The sequence below is a fragment of the Luteimonas salinilitoris genome (genome assembly GCF_041300785.1).
In the GTDB taxonomy this organism is placed as follows: Bacteria; Pseudomonadota; Gammaproteobacteria; order Xanthomonadales; family Xanthomonadaceae; genus Luteimonas; species Luteimonas salinilitoris.
In genome coordinates this window covers 32,541-48,201 of sequence record NZ_JBFWIB010000006.1, presented here as the reverse complement: position 1 = coordinate 48,201, position 15,661 = coordinate 32,541, and the positions used below count along the sequence as shown (strand labels likewise).

Sequence of the window (15,661 nt, the reverse complement as noted above, 5' to 3'; positions counted from 1 at the left end):
GCATGGGTGTCGGCTGACGGGGACATGGGAAGTTTCCTGACAAAAGGGGAAGGCGTGCCTGGTTAACCTGATCGGGGTGGAAGGAGACCGGGATGCACTATCGCGATGCCGTGATCTGGGAGAAGTCCATGCAGTTGGCGGAAACTGCATGCAGGGAAGCGGCGGGGCTGCCGCGGGAAGAGCGATTCGGCATGCGCGCCCAGATCACCCGGGCCGCAGTCTCTGTTCCGAGCAACATTGCCGAAGGCTGGAGCCGGGAATCGCGGAAGGAGAAGGCTCAGTTCATGGCGATTGCGCACGGATCCTTGGCTGAACTTCATACACAGCTCCTGCTATGCGTACGAATCGGCTGGCTGGAGGACGACGACATGAGACCGGCGTTTGCGTTGATCGATGAAATCAGCCGCATGCTGACGGTGCTGCGGCGACGAATGCGGAGCTAAGGCGAGGAACGAATGAAGAGAAACGAGGAACGAGTAAGAGCAAGTTGACTCCACTCGTTTCTCGTTCCTCGTTTTTCGTTCCTACTCTACTGACATGCCTCGCAACCCTCTGGATTCTCCAGTGAGCAGGCGACGGCTTCGGCTGGCGCGATACTGCCGATCGTCGCCTTGGCGATCCTGGTCGCCGGCCGCGAGCGCAGGTAGTAGGTGGTCTTGATGCCGCGCTTCCAGGCATGCATGTACATCGACGACAGTGCGCCGATCTTCGGGCTCTCCATGAACAGGTTGAGCGACTGGCTCTGGTCGATGAAGGCGCCACGCTCGGCGGCCATGTCGATCAGCGCGCGCATCGGCAGTTCCCAGGCGGTGCGGTAGATCGCGCGCAGCACTTCCGGGATCTCGGCCACGCCCTGGATCGAGCCCTCGGCGCGCTTGATCGCTTCGCGCATCTCCGGCGTCCACAGGCCCAGCTTCTTCAGCTCCTCGACCAGGTAGCGGTTGACCTGCAGGAAGTCGCCCGACAGCGTCTCGCGCTTGAACAGGTTGCTGACCTGCGGCTCGATGCACTCGTAGCAGCCGGCGATCGAGGCGATGGTGGCGGTCGGTGCGATCGCGATCAGCAGCGAGTTGCGCAGGCCGTGCTCGCGGATGCGCGCGCGCAGCGCCTCCCAGCGCTCGCCGTTCGCCGGCGTCGCGTTCCAGGCGTCGAACTGCAATGCGCCGTCGGCGGCGCGGGTGTCGGCGAACGACGGGTGGCGGCCGCGTTCGACGGCCAGCTCGCACGAAGTCTCCAGCGCGTGGAAGTAGATCTCCTCGGCGATGCGCGCCGAAAGCGCCCGCGCCTGTTCACTGTCGAACGGCAGCCGCAGCCGGAAGAACACGTCCTGCAGGCCCATGCAGCCCAGGCCGACCGGGCGCCAGCGCAGGTTGCCGCGGCGGGCGGACTCGATCGGGTAGAAGTTGAGGTCGATGACGCGGTCGAGCTGGCGCACCGCCAGGCGCACGGTCTCGGCCAGCCTGTCGAAATCGAACCGGCCATCGTCGTCGAAATGCCGGGCGAGGTTGATCGAGCCCAGGTTGCAGACCGCGGTCTCCTCGGCCGAGGTGATCTCGAGGATCTCGGTGCACAGGTTCGACAGGTGGATCACGTTGCCGGCCCTGGCGGTCTGATTGCCGGCGCGGTTGCAGGTGTCCTTGAAGGTCATCCAGCCGTTGCCGGTCTGCGCCAGGGTTCGCATCATCCGCGCGTACAGCTCGCGTGCCTTGACCGTGCGCACCGCCTTGCCCTGCTGCTCGGCCTGCACGTAGGCGCGCTCGAACGCTTGGCCGTACAGGTCGGTGAACTCCGGCACCACGCGCGGATCGAACAGCGACCACTCGGCGTCGGCCTCGACCCGCTGCATGAACAGGTCGGGGATCCAGTTGGCCAGGTTGAGGTTATGGGTGCGGCGCGCATCGTCGCCGGTGTTGTCGCGCAGCTCCAGGAACTCCTCGACGTCGGCGTGCCACGGCTCGAGGTACACGCAGGCCGCGCCCTTGCGCTTGCCGCCCTGGTTGACCGCCGACACCGAGGAGTCGAGCGTCTTCAGCCACGGCACGATGCCGTTGGAGTGGCCGTTGGTCGATTTGATCAGCGAACCGCGCGAACGCACCCGGGTGTAGCTCACGCCGATGCCGCCGCTGAACTTCGACAACTGGGCGATGTCGCCGTACTTCTGGTAGATCGACTCCAGCGTGTCCTGCGGCGAGTCGAGCAGGAAGCATGAGGACAGCTGCTCGTGAGTGGTGCCGGAATTGAACAGTGTCGGCGAACTCGGCAGGTAGTCCAGCTGCCCCATCCGCCGATAGAGCGCCAACGCCTCGGGCACGTCCTCGCTCAGCGCGCAGGCGATGCGCATGAAGAACTGCTGCGGGGTCTCGATCACCTTGCGTGCATGCGGATGGCGCAGCAGGTAGCGGTCGTACAGGGTGCGCAGGCCGAAGTAGTCGAAGCCCATGTCCAGCGCCGGGTCGATGGCGTCGTTGAGCTTGCGCGCATTGGTCTGCACGAAGTCGAGCAGGCGGTCGTTGATCAGGCCGAGCTCATGGCCGCGCATCACCGACTGCGAGAAGGCGTGGATCTCCTGCCCCATCACCTCCTTGCCGATCACGTTGGCCAGCAGGCGCGCGGCCAGGCGGCTGTACTCGGGCTCCTCGGCGGTCAGCAGCGCCGCGGTGCGGATCGACAGCTCGTCGAGCTCGCGGGTGCTGGCGCCGTCGTAGAGGCCGGAGATGGTGCGCGTGGCCACGCGCATCGGGTCGATCGCATGCAGGCCCTCGCAGCAGCGCTGCACGGCACGCACGATCTTGTTGAGGTCGACCGGCTCGCGGCTGCCGTTGCGCTTGGTCACGTGCATGGCGGTGGCGGTGGGCGGCGGGGTCAGCAGGAAAGAAGGATCCTGCTGCGCGGCGGCCCGATCGGCGGTAACGACGGCGTCGCTCTGGTTCATTTCGGTGTTCTCCATGCGGGACGCACAGCCGCCTGACCCGCGCAGGCGGCGGAGGACACGGGCGCGCGACGGCGATGACGTCGTCGCGGCCTCGCCCCCTCGGGCGAGCGGTCTCGTCGCAGGATGGGAAAGCGGCGTCGCAGCGGTCGCGACCGCATCCGGTGACGGACGGTCGCGCGTCTGCTTCGCCAGCCATCTCCCCCCGGAGATTCCGCAGCCGGCACCGCGCGTCGTGCTTCGCGCGGCTGTCGGCAGGTCTTCGGACTCATGGGCGTGGAGCGAGGAACGAGTGAAGAGGAACGAGGAACGAGTAAAGGCCAAGACGACCCGCTTTCAGCTGTTACTCGTTCCTCGTTCCTCTCTACTCGTTCCTGCTCTGTTCCTAGCCCGCCGCTTCCCGAGGCCGTGCCTCAGTGCTGTGTGGCGGGGTCGTTCCCAATTACCGCTGCGGGGCAGTGCCGGACTGGCCCGAAGGCGTCACCGGCTTCCCGTTTTCATCCGGCGGGTAGCGACCGCCGGAACCGACGACCACAAGATAGTGGGGGCGCCATGTTCCGTCAACACCAAATGTGGTGCACATCGTGCAGCCGCATCAGCTGCCGGCGTGTCCACGCGGGTGCGCCGCCGAAGCGCGCGCGGGTTCGGTCCGCAGCCAGCCAATCGCTCGCCCATGCGCATCGCGCCGCGAATCCGCTTCAGCGCCCGTTGCCGTCCGCCGGTGCGGGCGGCAGCACCATGCGCTGCATCAGGTGTCGAAGGGTGCTGGCGGGATCGGCGGCGCATTGGCCGGTGTGTACGGGCGACATCTGGATGACGGCGCTGCGCCGGGCGGTCAGCGAGTGGAAGCGCGCGCGCGGCGGCAGCTGTCCGATCGGGCCGCTGTCCGGGCCGCCGCGACAGACCGCCACGATCGCGTCGAGGTGGCGGCGCAGGGCGTCGACGTCGATGGTCGGGTCCAGCGTGCGCAACCGTGCCGGTTCGAGCGCGACAGCGGCGTCGAGGAAGCCGAGTGCGGGGCAGGACAGCAGCACGCCGACGTTGACGAACTCCTCGCGCTCGACCCGCGGCACGGCGCGGATCACCGCATAGTCATACAGATGCGCGTGCACGCAGGGCCTCCTCCACGAAGACGTGCCGCGCCTGCAGGCGCCGGCACAGGTGCTCGATGTAGCCGTCGCGACGCGATTGCGCCGTCGCCGCCTCCGCGGTCTCGTCCAGCCAGTCGTCCGGCACCAGGTCGACCGCTCGCCGGATCAGCGTCTCGTCCAGTGCCGCCGTCATGCGTGCGTCGGCCGCCTCCAGCGAGTCCGCGAAAGGCAGCAGCACGTGGTCGGCGATCATCCGGAACGGGCTGGCGGCGGCCTTCTCCGCATTGTCCCAGTCGTGGTGGAAGTACAGCGCGGCGCCATGGTCGATCAGCATCAGCCGGCGATGCCAGATCATCAGGTTCGGATTGCGCGCGGTGCGGTCGACGTTGCTGACATAGGCGTCGAACCAGACGATGGCCGAGGCGAGATCGCTGTCGGGCCGGTCGGCGACGGGGTCGAAGGCGATCGCGCCGGGCAGGTAGTCCAGGCCGAGGTTGAGCCCGGCGCTGGCGCGGATCAGCGCCTGGATCTCCGGATCGCCCTCGGTCCGGGCGAGCTCCGGATCCAGCGTGATCTTCACTATTTCAGGGACCGGAAGCCCGAGCGCGCGCGCGAGTTCGCCGGCGATCAGTTCCGCCACCAGCGCCCTGGGGCCCTGGCCGGCGCCACGGAACTTGAGCACGTACATGCCCTCGTCGTCGGCCTCGATCACCGCGGGCAGCGAGCCGCCCTCGCGCAGCGGCGTGACATAGCGGGTGGTGCGGACCGTTCTCAGGATCGGGCTCCCGAAGGCAGGCGCAGATGGTACCCGTCGCCGCTGTCGCGCGCCGGGGCGTCGATCGGCGGCACATCCGCGAGGCCGCGCCGGTACTCGGAGGCCACCGGCTGTCTGCGGCGCGCGGCGCCTCCGGGCCCCGCAGGCGACAATCGCGGCATGGACGCGGACCTGCGCACCCGTCTCGATGCCTTCGGCGATGGCCTGCACCCGCTGGTGCTGGCCGACGGTCGCGCCGCGATCGCCAAGCGTCGCCGCAATGCGCCGGCGGGATTCTTCGCGATGGAGGCGCATGGCCTGGCGCTGTTGCGCGACGCGCGCGGGCTGCGGGTGCCGGCGGCGATCGCGCTCGCCGGCGATGCGCTGGTGCTCGAGGATCTCGGACGCGGCCGGCCGTCGCCATCGGCGTGGGCGCGCGCCGGCCGCGCGCTGGCGCGGCAGCATGCGTGCGTCGCCGACCGTTTCGGCCTCGACCGCGACGGCTGGTGCGGCGACAGCGCCCAGGACAACACGCCGATGGCCGACGGCTGGCGCTTCTTCGCCGAATGCCGGCTGTTGCCGCAGGCGCGCCGCGCGCGCGATGCGGGGCGACTCGATCGTGCCGACGTCGTCGCGGTGGAGCGCCTGTGCGCCGCGCTGCCGGCGCGCGTTCCGGCGCAGCCGCCGGCGCTGCTGCATGGCGACCTGTGGAGCGGCAACCTGCACCCCTGCGGCGACGGCGAGCTGGCGCTGATCGACGCCGGCGCGGTGCACTACGGCTGGGCCGAGGCCGACCTGGCGATGCTGACGCTGTTCGGCGAACCGCCGACGGTCTTCTTCGACGCGTACCGGCAGGCGACGGGCAGCGACGCCGGCTGGCGCGCGCGCGCGCCGCTGTACAACCTCTATCACCTGCTCAACCACCTCAGCCTGTTCGGCCGCGGCTACCTGGGTGCGGTGCGCGAGGCGCTGCGGCAGGCCGGATGAACGGTGGTCCGCGTGGCCGCCGTTTGCGCAGCGGCGGCGCGACTTGCCCGTAAGAGCGCGCCGAAGCCTGTCGTCTGCCGGCGCGAGCGCCTTAGCCGCGGTGCTCGCGCGCCAGGTATTCGGCGCTGCGCATCTCGATCAGGCGCGAGGCGGTGCGTTCGAAGGCGCCCTGCAGGCGTTCGCCGACGTAGAGTTCCGGCGGCTCGGCGGCGGCGGTACAGACCAGGTTGACATGGCGGTCGTAGAGCTCGTCGACCAGGGTGACGAAGCGGCGCGCGGCATCGTCGCGGCGGCCGTCCATCACCGGCACGCCGCCCAGCAGCACGGTGTGGAACTCGCGCGCGATCTCGATGTAGTCGTTGGCGCCGCGCGGCCCCTCGCACAGCGCGTCGAAATCGAACCAGGCCATGCCGGGCGCACGCGCGCGCACCGCGATGCGGCGGCCCTCCACCTCGATGCCGGCGTCGCGATGGCCGTCGTCGCCGCCGAGTTCGCGCCAGCGCCGCTGCAGCCATGGGTCCGCGTCGTCGTCCAGCGGCGTGCGGTACACCGGCGAGCGGGTCAGCGCACGCAGCCGGTAGTCGGTGTCGCTCTGCATGTGCAGCACGTGGCAATGGCGCTCGATCAGCTCGATCGCCGGCAGGAACCGCACGCGCTGCAGGCCGCCCCGGTACAGGTCGGAGGGCGCGGTGTTGGAGCTGGTGACCAGCCCCATCGACTCGGCGAACATCCGCTCCAGCAGCCGTGCCAGCAGCATCGCGTCGCCGATGTCGCTGACGAAGAATTCGTCCAGCACCAGCACCCGTAGCCCGGCGTCGCGCCAGCCGTGCACGATCGCCGCCAACGGATCGCGCTCGCCGCTGTGCGCGCGCAGCCCGGCGTGCACCTCGCGCATGAAGCGGTGGAAATGGGTGCGGCGCTTGCCCTCGCCGCGGCCGTATTCGGATGTCGCGCCGTCGAGCGCCTCGGGCTTGAGATCGCGCAGCGGCAGGCCGCGGAAGAACAGGTCGATCAGGAAGGTCTTGCCGCGGCCCACGCCGCCCCACAGGTACAGGCCCGGCACGGGATCGGGGACGCCGCCGAGCAGCCGGCCGAGCAGGCCGCCGCGGGCGGGCGCGGCCCGCAGCGCCTCGTGGATGCGGTCGAGTTCGCGCAGCACCGTGCGCTGTGCCGGGTCGTCCTGCCAGTCGCCGCGGGCGATGCCGGCGTCGTAGGCCTGCGATGGCGTCGGCGCCGTCTCCGCCTCAGCCATGCGCGCCGGGCAGACCAGGCAGGTATGGGCGCACCCCGTTCTTGATCGCGCCGCGCAGGTCCATCAGCTTGCGGTGGAAGAAGTGGCCGGTGTCGGGCATGCGCACCAGCTCGGCCTGCGCCTCGCTCGACTCCAGCCAGTCGTAGACCGCCTGCGGGTCGACGATCTCGTCGGCGTCGCCCTGGATCACCAGCCAGGGACAGGCCGGCAGTTCGATGTCCTCGAAATCCCAGCGCCCGGCCGGCGGCGCGACCGAGATCAGCATCGCCGGCTGCAGTTCCGCCACGGCGCGGATCGAGACGTAGGCGCCGAAGCTGAAGCCGGCCAGCCACAATGCGTCGTCCGGACACTGCGCGCGCACCCAGGTGGCCACGGCGCGCAGATCGTCGAGCTCGCCCTTGCCCTCGTCGAACTCGCCCTCCGACTCGCCGGTGCCGCGGAAGTTGAAGCGCACCGTGGTCGCGCCCAGTTCGCGCAGCGCGCGGCCGAGCATCGTGACCACCTTGTTGTGCATGGTGCCGCCCTCGGTCGGCAGCGGGTGGCAGAGCACGGCGACCAGCGGACGCGGCGCCGCCTCGTCGGGTCGGTCGACGGCGACTTCCAGCCTGCCGGCCGGGCCGGGCAGGACGAGGGTGGTCGATTCGGCGGGAAAGGCGGGGGCGTCCATGGCCACGATCATAGGGGGTGTGGCGTTCACGGTGTGCGCAGGTGCAGCCCGACCAGCAGCGGATCGTGGTCGGAACTGCGCCACGGCCCCTGACCGGAGTTGCCGCCGTTGCCTGCACGATAGCCGACGTTCGTTGGTTCATCGGCGTTGTTGTGCCATTCCGTGGCGCCCGCCAGGCGTGCCGCCAGGGCCGGGCTGAGGAAGGCGTGGTCGAGCCGGCCGGCCTGGCCGTCGTAGACGTAGCTATAGGGCCGGGTGGCGGACTCGAGTGCATCCCGCCAGCCGGCCTCGCGGAGCTCACGTACCGGATCTTCCATCGCGTAGGCATTCAGATCGCCGACGATCGCCACAAGATCGCTGCCTGATCCCGTGGGATCGGTGTCCAGCCAGTCCAGCAGCCGCCGCGCCGACTCGTGCCGCAGGGCGTTCCAGCACCCCTGGCCGTCGCCCCGGTCGCGGTTGCCGCCGCTGGCGTCGCCGCAGCCCTTGGACTTGAAGTGGTTGGCGACCACGGTGAACACCGGGCCGGCGTTGGTGCCCGCCGCGACCGGCACGAACGCCTGCGCCAGCGGCGCGCGGCTGCGATGGCGGAACGGCCCGCTCTCGAGTGTGGCTGCCGCACCGACGGCGCGTATCCGCGTGCCGCGATGGAGCAGGCCGACGCGGATGACGTCGTCACCCGGTCCCGAGCCGGCGTCGACGAAGCGCCAGTCGCCGCCGTCGCGGTTCAGCGCCGCCACCAGCCGGGCAATGCTGGAGTCGGGCCCGTAGCCGTCGTTCTCCAGCTCCATCAGCGCGACGATGTCGGGCTCGAGCGCCGCGATCGTCGCCACCAGCCGCGCGAGCTGCGCCTCCAGTTCCGCCGGCGCGCGCGCGCCGCGCTCGGTGGGAAAGCCGCCGCCGCGGCCGTCGCCGTTGAACAGGTTCTCGAGGTTGAGCGTGGCGATGCGCACGTCGCCGCCGACCCGTGGCGGCGGCGGCCGCGGTGCGGCCCGCAGGCGGATCGGCGCAGTCAGCTGCAGGCGATAGCGGCCGAAGCGCTGGTCGACGATGCCCGCGACGTCTTCCACCACGCTGCCTGCGCGCGGCGCCTGTGCGCCGTCGGGCAGGTACCAGACCCGGGCGGGATCCTGGTCGGCGCGGGCATCGTCGAGCAGCAGCATGCGGCGGGCGTTGTCGGCGGCGACCGCGGCCGCTTCGCGGCCGGGGCTGGCGATCTCGGTGGGCGTGAACAGGCGGCCGTCGAAGGCGGTGACCAGCACGCCGCGGCGGGCGAGGTCGTGCTGGCCGCTGACCGTCAGCGGCGCCTCGATCCGGACCTGCATGGCTTCGTAGCGCTCCCAGTCGTCCGGGGGTGCCGCGATCGCGGCGACATCGACGTCGCCGCGGCCCAGCGGCTCGACCGCGAGCGGCCGCAGTGCGGTCACGGTGGCGTCGTCGCCATCGCCGTGCTCGAGCACGCGGCCGCGCACCCGCACGCGCTCGCCATGGCGCACCTCGAAGGCGTTCTCGGCGAGCACGAACAGGCCATCGGCGGTCGCCGGATCGCCGTCGCCGGCGTCCTGCAGGAACCAGCCGCCCAGGTGGCGGCCGAAGTTGCCGGTGACCACGCCCTCCACGGTGACCTCGCGGCCCTCGAGCGGACTGCGTGCGCCGTCGCCCTGCACCGTGCCGATGGCGTGGGTGCCGCCATCGGTCGCCTGCGGCGGCGCGACGGGCGGATCGCAGGCGGCCAGCAGCGTGGCCAGGGCGAGCGGCAGCATGGGGCGCATCGGGATCTCCTCGGTCGGCGGGCGCAAACGAAGACGCCGCCCGAAGGCGGCGTCGTGCGAACAGCCCGGGACAGAGCTTACTTCAGGTTCTCGATCATCCAGTCGACCGCCGCGATCACCTGCTCGTCGCTCAGCGCCGGGTTGCCGCCGCGCGGCGGCATGACGCCGGCCGCGCCGGTGAAGCCCTCGATCGCATGCCGGTCCATGGTGTCCTCGCCCTGGGCGATGCGCGCATCCCAGTGCGCACGATCCAGCGTGGGCGCGCCGCCGGCGCCGCTGGTGTGGCAGCCGGCGCACAGGTTCTGGTAGATCACCGAGCCGTCGGTGGTGCCGCCGTAGGCGACCCGCGAGGCCGCGGCCGCGGCTTCCGCGGCGCTGGCGGCGGCCTGTGCCGCGGCACCGGTGGCGCCGGCGTAGACATCGCCGGCCGGTGCGATCCGGTCGAGCTGTTGCTGGACGACAGCGTCGGGCACCTCGGCCGGGATCGCACGGTGCAGCCAGGCGGCCACGCCGATCAATCCCGCGGTGACCAGCATCAGGAACAGGATCACCAGCGAGAATTTCTTCAGGAAATCGAGATCGTAATTGCGCACGAAAACACCCTTGGCGCGTGGCCGCGCGGCCACAGCTAGCGGCGGAGTATAGAACACGCGATAGCCGGGTCATCCCGGCCCGGCGGCCGTACGACGGCGATCACAGCGAGGTTTTTACGGCGAAGCTGGCGCGCCTGGAGGGATTCGAACCCCCGACCAATGGCTTCGGAAGCCACTACTCTATCCGGCTGAGCTACAGGCGCGTAGCCGGCTATTTTCCACGATCAGGGCGTCCGGCGCGAGCTTTCCGCTTTCCGCGACGTAAAGAGGTGTTGCGGCGCGGTGGATCCGGGGCCGCCGCAGCGACTCCGGGCGTCGCCGCGGACTGCGCCGCCGCCGTAGCACCGGGCCTGCTCGGCTGCTTCCGCAAGCGGAGCGGGCACGTGCTCGACGTGCCCGCCGCGTCGCTGCAGGCGCAGGCCGACAGCACCCGTGCGCTGGTCCTGGTCACCGCGGACGGTGCGGCGTTCGACGGCGCCGACCTCGCGCCGGACAGCGATGGGTCCGGCGACGATCTCCGTCGTGCCCTGCGGCTGGGTACCGGACCCGACGAGTAAGCGGCCGCTAGAATGCGGGACGCCCCGCCGAAGACGACGTATGCGCCCGTACCGTGGAACCTGCCTCATCGCCCCCCGCTCCAGACCGTATCCGCCGCGTCGGGGCTGAAATCCGGCATGGGCTGGCACTGGCTGACGCCGGTCGGCGATCTGCTGTTGGTGTGGCCGACGGCCCTGCTGACCGCGGGGCTGCTGGCACGTCGGGGCGCGCAATCCGCGTCCGCAATCCGGCACTGGCTGCTGTGGCTGGGCGGTGCCTGCCTGCTGGTGGCGGCCAGCAAGGTGGCGTTCTACGGGTGGGGGACCGGAGTGCGGGCCTGGAACCTGACCTGCTTCAGCGGGCATGCGGTGCTGGCCCTGGGGTTCTGGCCGATGCTCCTGGCAATCCTGGTGCCCCCGCGGCGGAGGCGACTGCGTATCGCGATGCTTTGTCTGGGGCTGTGCCTGGGCGTTCTGGCCGGGTTGTCGCGGGTGATGCTGGGCGTGCACTCGCTGTCCGAGGTGCTGGCGGGGATCGCGTTGGGCGGCGGCGTGGCCTGGCTGGCGCTGCGGGCGTTGCGTGCGACCTGGCTGCCGCTGGACCGGGGATTGGTGGCGTCGGCGGTTCTGCTGGCCCTGGCGGTATGGGGCGGTAGCCGGCTGGCGCCTCCGTTGCCTACCGAGCACTGGTTCCGGCAGGTCGCGACCGCGTTGTCAGGCGATGAAGAGCCGTATTCGCGCCGCAGGTGGCGGCATGCGGAGCAGATGCGGGGCCGGCATTAGCCATCTGCCGAAAAGCGGGCATCCTGTGCATTCCCACTCGCGCTCGATCGCGGACTATGTCTGTTGGATCAATGCCTTGCATGGGTATCTGCAGCGAAGAGGCCTTGGCTTCTGGCCATGGCGGGCGGCGCGCCGGAGGTGGAGCCCCGGCCATCTGAATGGGATCCGGTCGTCATCGAAGATGGGGATCAACGCCTATTCAGAATGCGCACTGGGTCGTCTTTTGCTGCAGTGCAGGTTGCATCTGGCCGCCGTCGAGGCAAAGTGTGCGCGTGGTAACACAAAGGCGCCCGGGCCGCAGGCCGTGCGGGTTCGTTTGACTAGGAGAGTGCCGGCGACAGCCTGGCGTCAGGGGGTAAGGACAATGCTGATTTTCCTGTTGGGTCTTTCGCTGGGCACCTGCCTGGGCGCCCTTGCGCTCGGGATCGTGGCAAGCAACAAGAGCGAAGCCCGCTAAGCGCGCGAAGTATCAAGAACACTGGAAGCATAAGGCCGGGTCCGATCGACGGATCCGGCCTTTTTCGTCTCACGGATGACCTTGCCCCACTTGAACCCTCGAGGCGCGCGTGGTCGGTTCCGGCAACAGGCGCCGCGATCGGAGTTCAGAGCCCGCCTACGAGCGGTACCGGTCCCGGACATGCCTGGAGCGACTGCGATCTGTTCCTCGACGAGCTTCGGCCTCCTATGGCAACGGACCTCTGCCGGGCAGAGCGTCGCCGAATGTCCCTGCCGATCCTTCAGTGGGCGCCATCAAGGCGCCATCGGCATTCGATGCATTGGCGGAAACACGCCACAATTTGTCAATGGAATAAATCGCACCGAAGTAAATAGAAATGAAGAAAACGTGAATCGCATCGACCACCGGCTCGGCCGTCAAGCATAGCGCCGCATGCGCGCAAACGGTCACGGCAAGCATCAAGGAAAAATTGCGCCGGCCGTCCAGCCTGCCGAACGCGAAGATGTTATTGATGGACTTCGCGTAGGTGATTGTCAGAAAAACTATAAATGGAATGAACCCCAGGAGGCCTTGCTTGTAGAGCACGGACATGTACCAGTTATGGCTTCCAAGGGGTATCCCGATGTCCTCGACGGTCGTCTGCGTTCCGTGCCCCAGGACCGGAGACTTTATTATCTCCTGCATCGAGAGGCTGTAGATCTCGAACCGCTCCTCGTAGCTGGATGCGCGCTGCTGGACGAAGTAATAATCAAAATATTCGAAAAGCACGGAATGCGAAATCAGATAGACAATCCCGCCGAAAGCCGCGATGACCGCGACCATGAGGACGGATCCCGACCTCGAAAAATACCTGCTCCTCGCCAGCGGATGCGCAACGATCATGGAGATGACGGCCAGCGCGGAAAGCACGATAGCGGTACGGCCCTGAGAAAAGAACATCCCGACGCACGAGACGACGAATACCAGCGCGAAGAACATCCTGCTGCTTCTGCTTCCCCTGAACATGAAGTAGAAGGCGGACGGAATGGTCAGCAATGATGCGGCCGCGTACTGCATGGACGATACGAAGACGGATGCCAGCCTGGTGCCGATGCCCAGGAAGTACAGCTCCCTGCCCACGCCATGAACGGCGACCTTGCTGCCCACCTGCGTCGCCTTGATCGAGGCGGGGATCAGCTTGCCTATCAGTGTTTCGAATCGCCAATCGCCGATTATGAAATACGTAAGCGCCAGCAGGTGAAAAAGGAACATCAGCATTACCAGGTGTCTCACGACGAGCTCTACGTCATGAAACGACTCCGAGGCCCGGTAGAAGTGAAAAGCCACCAGGAACAGGCACAGGTAGATCAGAAAATCCCAGAAGAAGGTGATGTACCTGACCGTGGACTCGACCTGCAAGGCGGACACCAGATATGCGGCCAGGAACAGCAGCAGCCAGAAAACGGGGCGCGGCAGGGAACCGATATTGAAGATGGACAGCCCGAATACTGCAACGACGACAACCGGCAGCAAAAGCCGCTCGCCCCCGATGATCCACAAGAAGGGGATCAGCCAGATGATGTACAGGATCCTGCGCATGGGGCCGCTGGCGCGCGGAAGGGATGCATTTGTCATGAGTTGTCAACCTGCCCCGCTTTGCAGATGGTGCGGCCAACCAGGCAGGTTTCTTGGGGTATTCCTTCTTGCCATCTCGATGCTTTTTGCTCGGAATGAAAAAATTCGGCCTGGCTGGTCCGGCCCTCGCCCGTGGGTCGCGGGGTTCGATCCCGGGCATTCGCCCATTCGATGAGTGCGGATCAGATCCAGAAGGCGGACTTGATGATGTCGACGGGCGCGATGTCCGTGTCGACAAGCGTCTCCCGCCGCCCGGCGATCAAGGCGCATTCGTGCATGGTGGCCAGCGCACCGGGAAGCTTGTGCAGTGAATAGCTGTCGGGAACCTCTCCCTTCAGGAAATCGAGTACATCGCCTGCGAACCGGAGGGATCGGGCGACGACCGGGTCGTCGCCCGTGTCCGCCGCGCCCAACGTCGTGCGAACCAGTTGAACGATGTCGAAATCCAGGCAATAGGGCATGGCCTCGATGAAAGGGCTTCTTTGCATCTGCAGCCAGGCGCTGCTGTTGAGCGCGTCGGCGCCGACGTAAGGCCGATCCATCGCGTGATGAATCCATAGCAGATGGACCACGCCGCCGAGGTCGCCCAGATCCGGATCATGGCGCAATCTGTAGAGCGTGCGGAAAGCGGCCTGGAGGGATCGAGACCGGTAAGGGCGCAACAGTCCGGAATCGGCGTCGACGATGTGGCGCTCGCACGCCGAAAGAACCGTTCCGACGAAGGTCTCGTCTATTTCGCCGTGCCCGTAGTGCGCAAGTTGAAGCAGGATGGAGGGAATGCCGCCGATCCAGTGACTGACCCTCCATATGTGGTGGGTCCACTTCCTCGGCCAGATGGGCAGCATCCGCTCATCGACAAGCCTGCCGATGTCCCAGCCATGGGCAAGCTCCGAAAGATCGTCGACATGGCCGGTGACATGCAGCAATCGAGCGGCACCGAGCGCGTATGCCGTCAAATGGGCCGACGGCGGAGGTTGACGCTCGGGTGAATGCAGCGGGCGCCCATGCAGGGGGGCGTGCTTCAACATGTCGATGAAGCGCTCTGCGGAACGCCGATCTATCATGTCGGGCTTTCCGACGAGATAGAGCGAATATACGATGTCGGCGTGGTCCTGCAGGTCCAACTGCCGGGGATCGTTACTGGCGGATGATCCCAGCCAATAGTCCAGCCCGGCAGGACACCTGGCACCGATCAACTTGAGAACGGAAGAGGAAAAGACGACATCTGACATGCGGGTTTATCTCTGACGGTCCATCCCGAACACCTTCGAAACGATTCGGCGCAGGGGAGAGAGAAAGGGCGACCCGTAGACTCTGATGAAGGAAACCAGTGCGAACCGAGCAGGCCGGTTCACGATATTCTCTTCCGCCAAGGCCTCGGCTTCTTTGGACGCGCCAAAGACCGCAGAGCGAAGCGCCGCCTTGATATAGCGCTTCTGAAGGGCGGAATCGGACTTGTCTATCAAAGGCAGGGGGCCGGACGCCGCCAATGCGGCGATGGTCGTGGCGGCCTCGTTTTCAGGCATCTGCGCAATACGCCGCGTCAGAAGAAAGTAGCGGGCCTGGACCGAAAACTTGCGTGGATCATAAGAGACGCCGTCGAACCGAATGAATCTTTCGTACAGGAACTCCGGGACGGTGGCGAGCTTCGAAACGCGAACCATGCGCAGCCAAAGATCGTAGTCCTGGCAGTTCTTGAACGCCGCACGATAGCCGCCGGCCTGGTCGTAAGCGCTTCGGCGCATCATGACCTCGCCGTGGGAAAACACGTTTCCCTTCAACAGTCCGTCGAAGTTGACGCCCTCTGCAGAAGGTTGGCGCGGGCGGCGAGCGCCGGACGTCGAAACGACATTGGTGTACCAACAACCTACGGCGCCGACCCGGGGCTGCGCATCAAGAAGCGCGACCTGGCGTTCGATTCGCGCGGGCAGGGAGATGTCGCCCGACCCCTGCACGCAGATGTAGTCGCTGGACGAAGCCGCTATGGCATCGATCATGCCTTGAGTGAATCCCCTGTTGGACTCGTGCACGATGACTCTGAACCGAGGATCCTTGAGCTCTTCGGACAACTCGAGCAGGCGATCCGCAGTGCCGTCGCTCGAGCAATCATCGAAGGCGATGAGCTCGATGTCGGCGAATGTCTGGCTCAGGACGGAGTGGATGGTCATGTCCACGACGTCTGCACGGTTGTAGTAGCCCGTCACGACGGTCACTTTAGGCATTGGC

Annotated in this window: 14 protein-coding genes, 1 tRNA gene and 1 riboswitch; of the genes, 4 read left to right on the top strand and 11 right to left on the bottom strand. The window is 67.5% G+C overall.

All coding sequences use genetic code 11. The annotated features are described in order from the left end of the window. Positions 1-92 precede the first annotated feature (92 nt). Positions 93-443, top strand: coding sequence for a four helix bundle protein (locus AB5T46_RS11150; protein ID WP_370564019.1), 351 nt, complete (start codon positions 93-95; stop codon positions 441-443). 86 nt (positions 444-529) lie between these two features. On the opposite strand, the gene AB5T46_RS11145 is transcribed toward AB5T46_RS11150, so the two are convergent. The 3 genes from AB5T46_RS11145 to AB5T46_RS11135 form a co-directional block, all read right to left on the bottom strand. Then, positions 530-2,932 carry a ribonucleoside-diphosphate reductase subunit alpha gene (locus AB5T46_RS11145; protein WP_370564018.1) on the bottom strand — a complete coding sequence of 801 codons (2,403 nt, stop codon included), beginning with the start codon at positions 2,930-2,932 and terminating at the stop codon, positions 530-532. Between the two features lie 233 nt (positions 2,933-3,165). Continuing rightward, positions 3,166-3,473, bottom strand: a riboswitch (cobalamin riboswitch). Positions 3,474-3,627: 154 nt separating this feature from the next. Then, entirely contained in the window at positions 3,628-4,041 is a 414-nt protein-coding gene (locus AB5T46_RS11140) for a DUF3037 domain-containing protein (protein WP_370564017.1), read from the bottom strand. Further along, positions 4,022-4,795 (bottom strand): HipA family kinase, encoded by a 774-nt coding sequence (locus AB5T46_RS11135; protein WP_370564166.1) that lies wholly within the window; start codon positions 4,793-4,795, stop codon positions 4,022-4,024. The genes AB5T46_RS11140 and AB5T46_RS11135 overlap by 20 nt, the downstream gene beginning before the upstream one ends. A gap of 159 nt (positions 4,796-4,954) precedes the next feature. Between AB5T46_RS11135 and AB5T46_RS11130 the strand changes: the two genes are divergently transcribed. Continuing rightward, positions 4,955-5,761, top strand: coding sequence for a fructosamine kinase family protein (locus tag AB5T46_RS11130; protein ID WP_370564015.1), 807 nt, complete (start codon positions 4,955-4,957; stop codon positions 5,759-5,761). Between the two features lie 91 nt (positions 5,762-5,852). Here AB5T46_RS11130 and zapE read toward each other — a convergent pair whose 3' ends face one another. The 5 genes from zapE to AB5T46_RS11105 all read right to left on the bottom strand — a co-directional run bounded on the left by zapE (position 5,853) and on the right by AB5T46_RS11105 (position 10,248). Beyond that, entirely contained in the window at positions 5,853-7,013 is a 1,161-nt protein-coding gene (gene zapE, locus AB5T46_RS11125; RefSeq protein ID WP_370564014.1) for a cell division protein ZapE, read from the bottom strand. Further along, positions 7,006-7,680 (bottom strand): alpha/beta hydrolase, encoded by a 675-nt coding sequence (locus tag AB5T46_RS11120; RefSeq protein ID WP_370564013.1) that lies wholly within the window; start codon positions 7,678-7,680, stop codon positions 7,006-7,008. The genes zapE and AB5T46_RS11120 overlap by 8 nt, the downstream gene beginning before the upstream one ends. A 26-nt stretch (positions 7,681-7,706) precedes the next feature. Further along, positions 7,707-9,452 (bottom strand): ExeM/NucH family extracellular endonuclease, encoded by a 1,746-nt coding sequence (locus AB5T46_RS11115; protein WP_370564012.1) that lies wholly within the window; start codon positions 9,450-9,452, stop codon positions 7,707-7,709. 77 nt (positions 9,453-9,529) lie between these two features. Then, a complete protein-coding gene (locus AB5T46_RS11110) occupies positions 9,530-10,045 on the bottom strand; it encodes a c-type cytochrome (RefSeq protein ID WP_370564011.1) in 516 nt (171 codons plus the stop codon). A gap of 126 nt (positions 10,046-10,171) precedes the next feature. After that, positions 10,172-10,248 (bottom strand) — tRNA-Arg (locus tag AB5T46_RS11105). Between the two features lie 180 nt (positions 10,249-10,428). On the opposite strand from AB5T46_RS11105, the gene AB5T46_RS11100 reads away from it, so the two are divergent. Both AB5T46_RS11100 and AB5T46_RS11095 read left to right on the top strand, forming a co-directional pair. Further along, a complete protein-coding gene (locus tag AB5T46_RS11100; protein ID WP_370564010.1) occupies positions 10,429-10,602 on the top strand; it encodes a hypothetical protein in 174 nt (57 codons plus the stop codon). A gap of 117 nt (positions 10,603-10,719) precedes the next feature. Beyond that, entirely contained in the window at positions 10,720-11,364 is a 645-nt protein-coding gene (locus AB5T46_RS11095; protein WP_370564009.1) for a phosphatase PAP2 family protein, read from the top strand. A gap of 682 nt (positions 11,365-12,046) precedes the next feature. On the opposite strand, the gene AB5T46_RS11090 is transcribed toward AB5T46_RS11095, so the two are convergent. The 3 genes from AB5T46_RS11090 to AB5T46_RS11080 all read right to left on the bottom strand — a co-directional run bounded on the left by AB5T46_RS11090 (position 12,047) and on the right by AB5T46_RS11080 (position 15,657). Beyond that, positions 12,047-13,399, bottom strand: a complete 1,353-nt coding sequence (locus AB5T46_RS11090; protein ID WP_370564008.1) for an O-antigen ligase family protein — start codon at positions 13,397-13,399, stop codon at positions 12,047-12,049. 218 nt (positions 13,400-13,617) lie between these two features. Beyond that, positions 13,618-14,667: a hypothetical protein gene (locus tag AB5T46_RS11085; RefSeq protein WP_370564007.1), complete on the bottom strand. Its 1,050-nt coding sequence runs from the start codon at positions 14,665-14,667 to the stop codon at positions 13,618-13,620. A 6-nt stretch (positions 14,668-14,673) separates the two neighbouring features. After that, positions 14,674-15,657 carry a glycosyltransferase family 2 protein gene (locus tag AB5T46_RS11080; protein WP_370564006.1) on the bottom strand — a complete coding sequence of 328 codons (984 nt, stop codon included), beginning with the start codon at positions 15,655-15,657 and terminating at the stop codon, positions 14,674-14,676. Positions 15,658-15,661 lie beyond the last annotated feature (4 nt).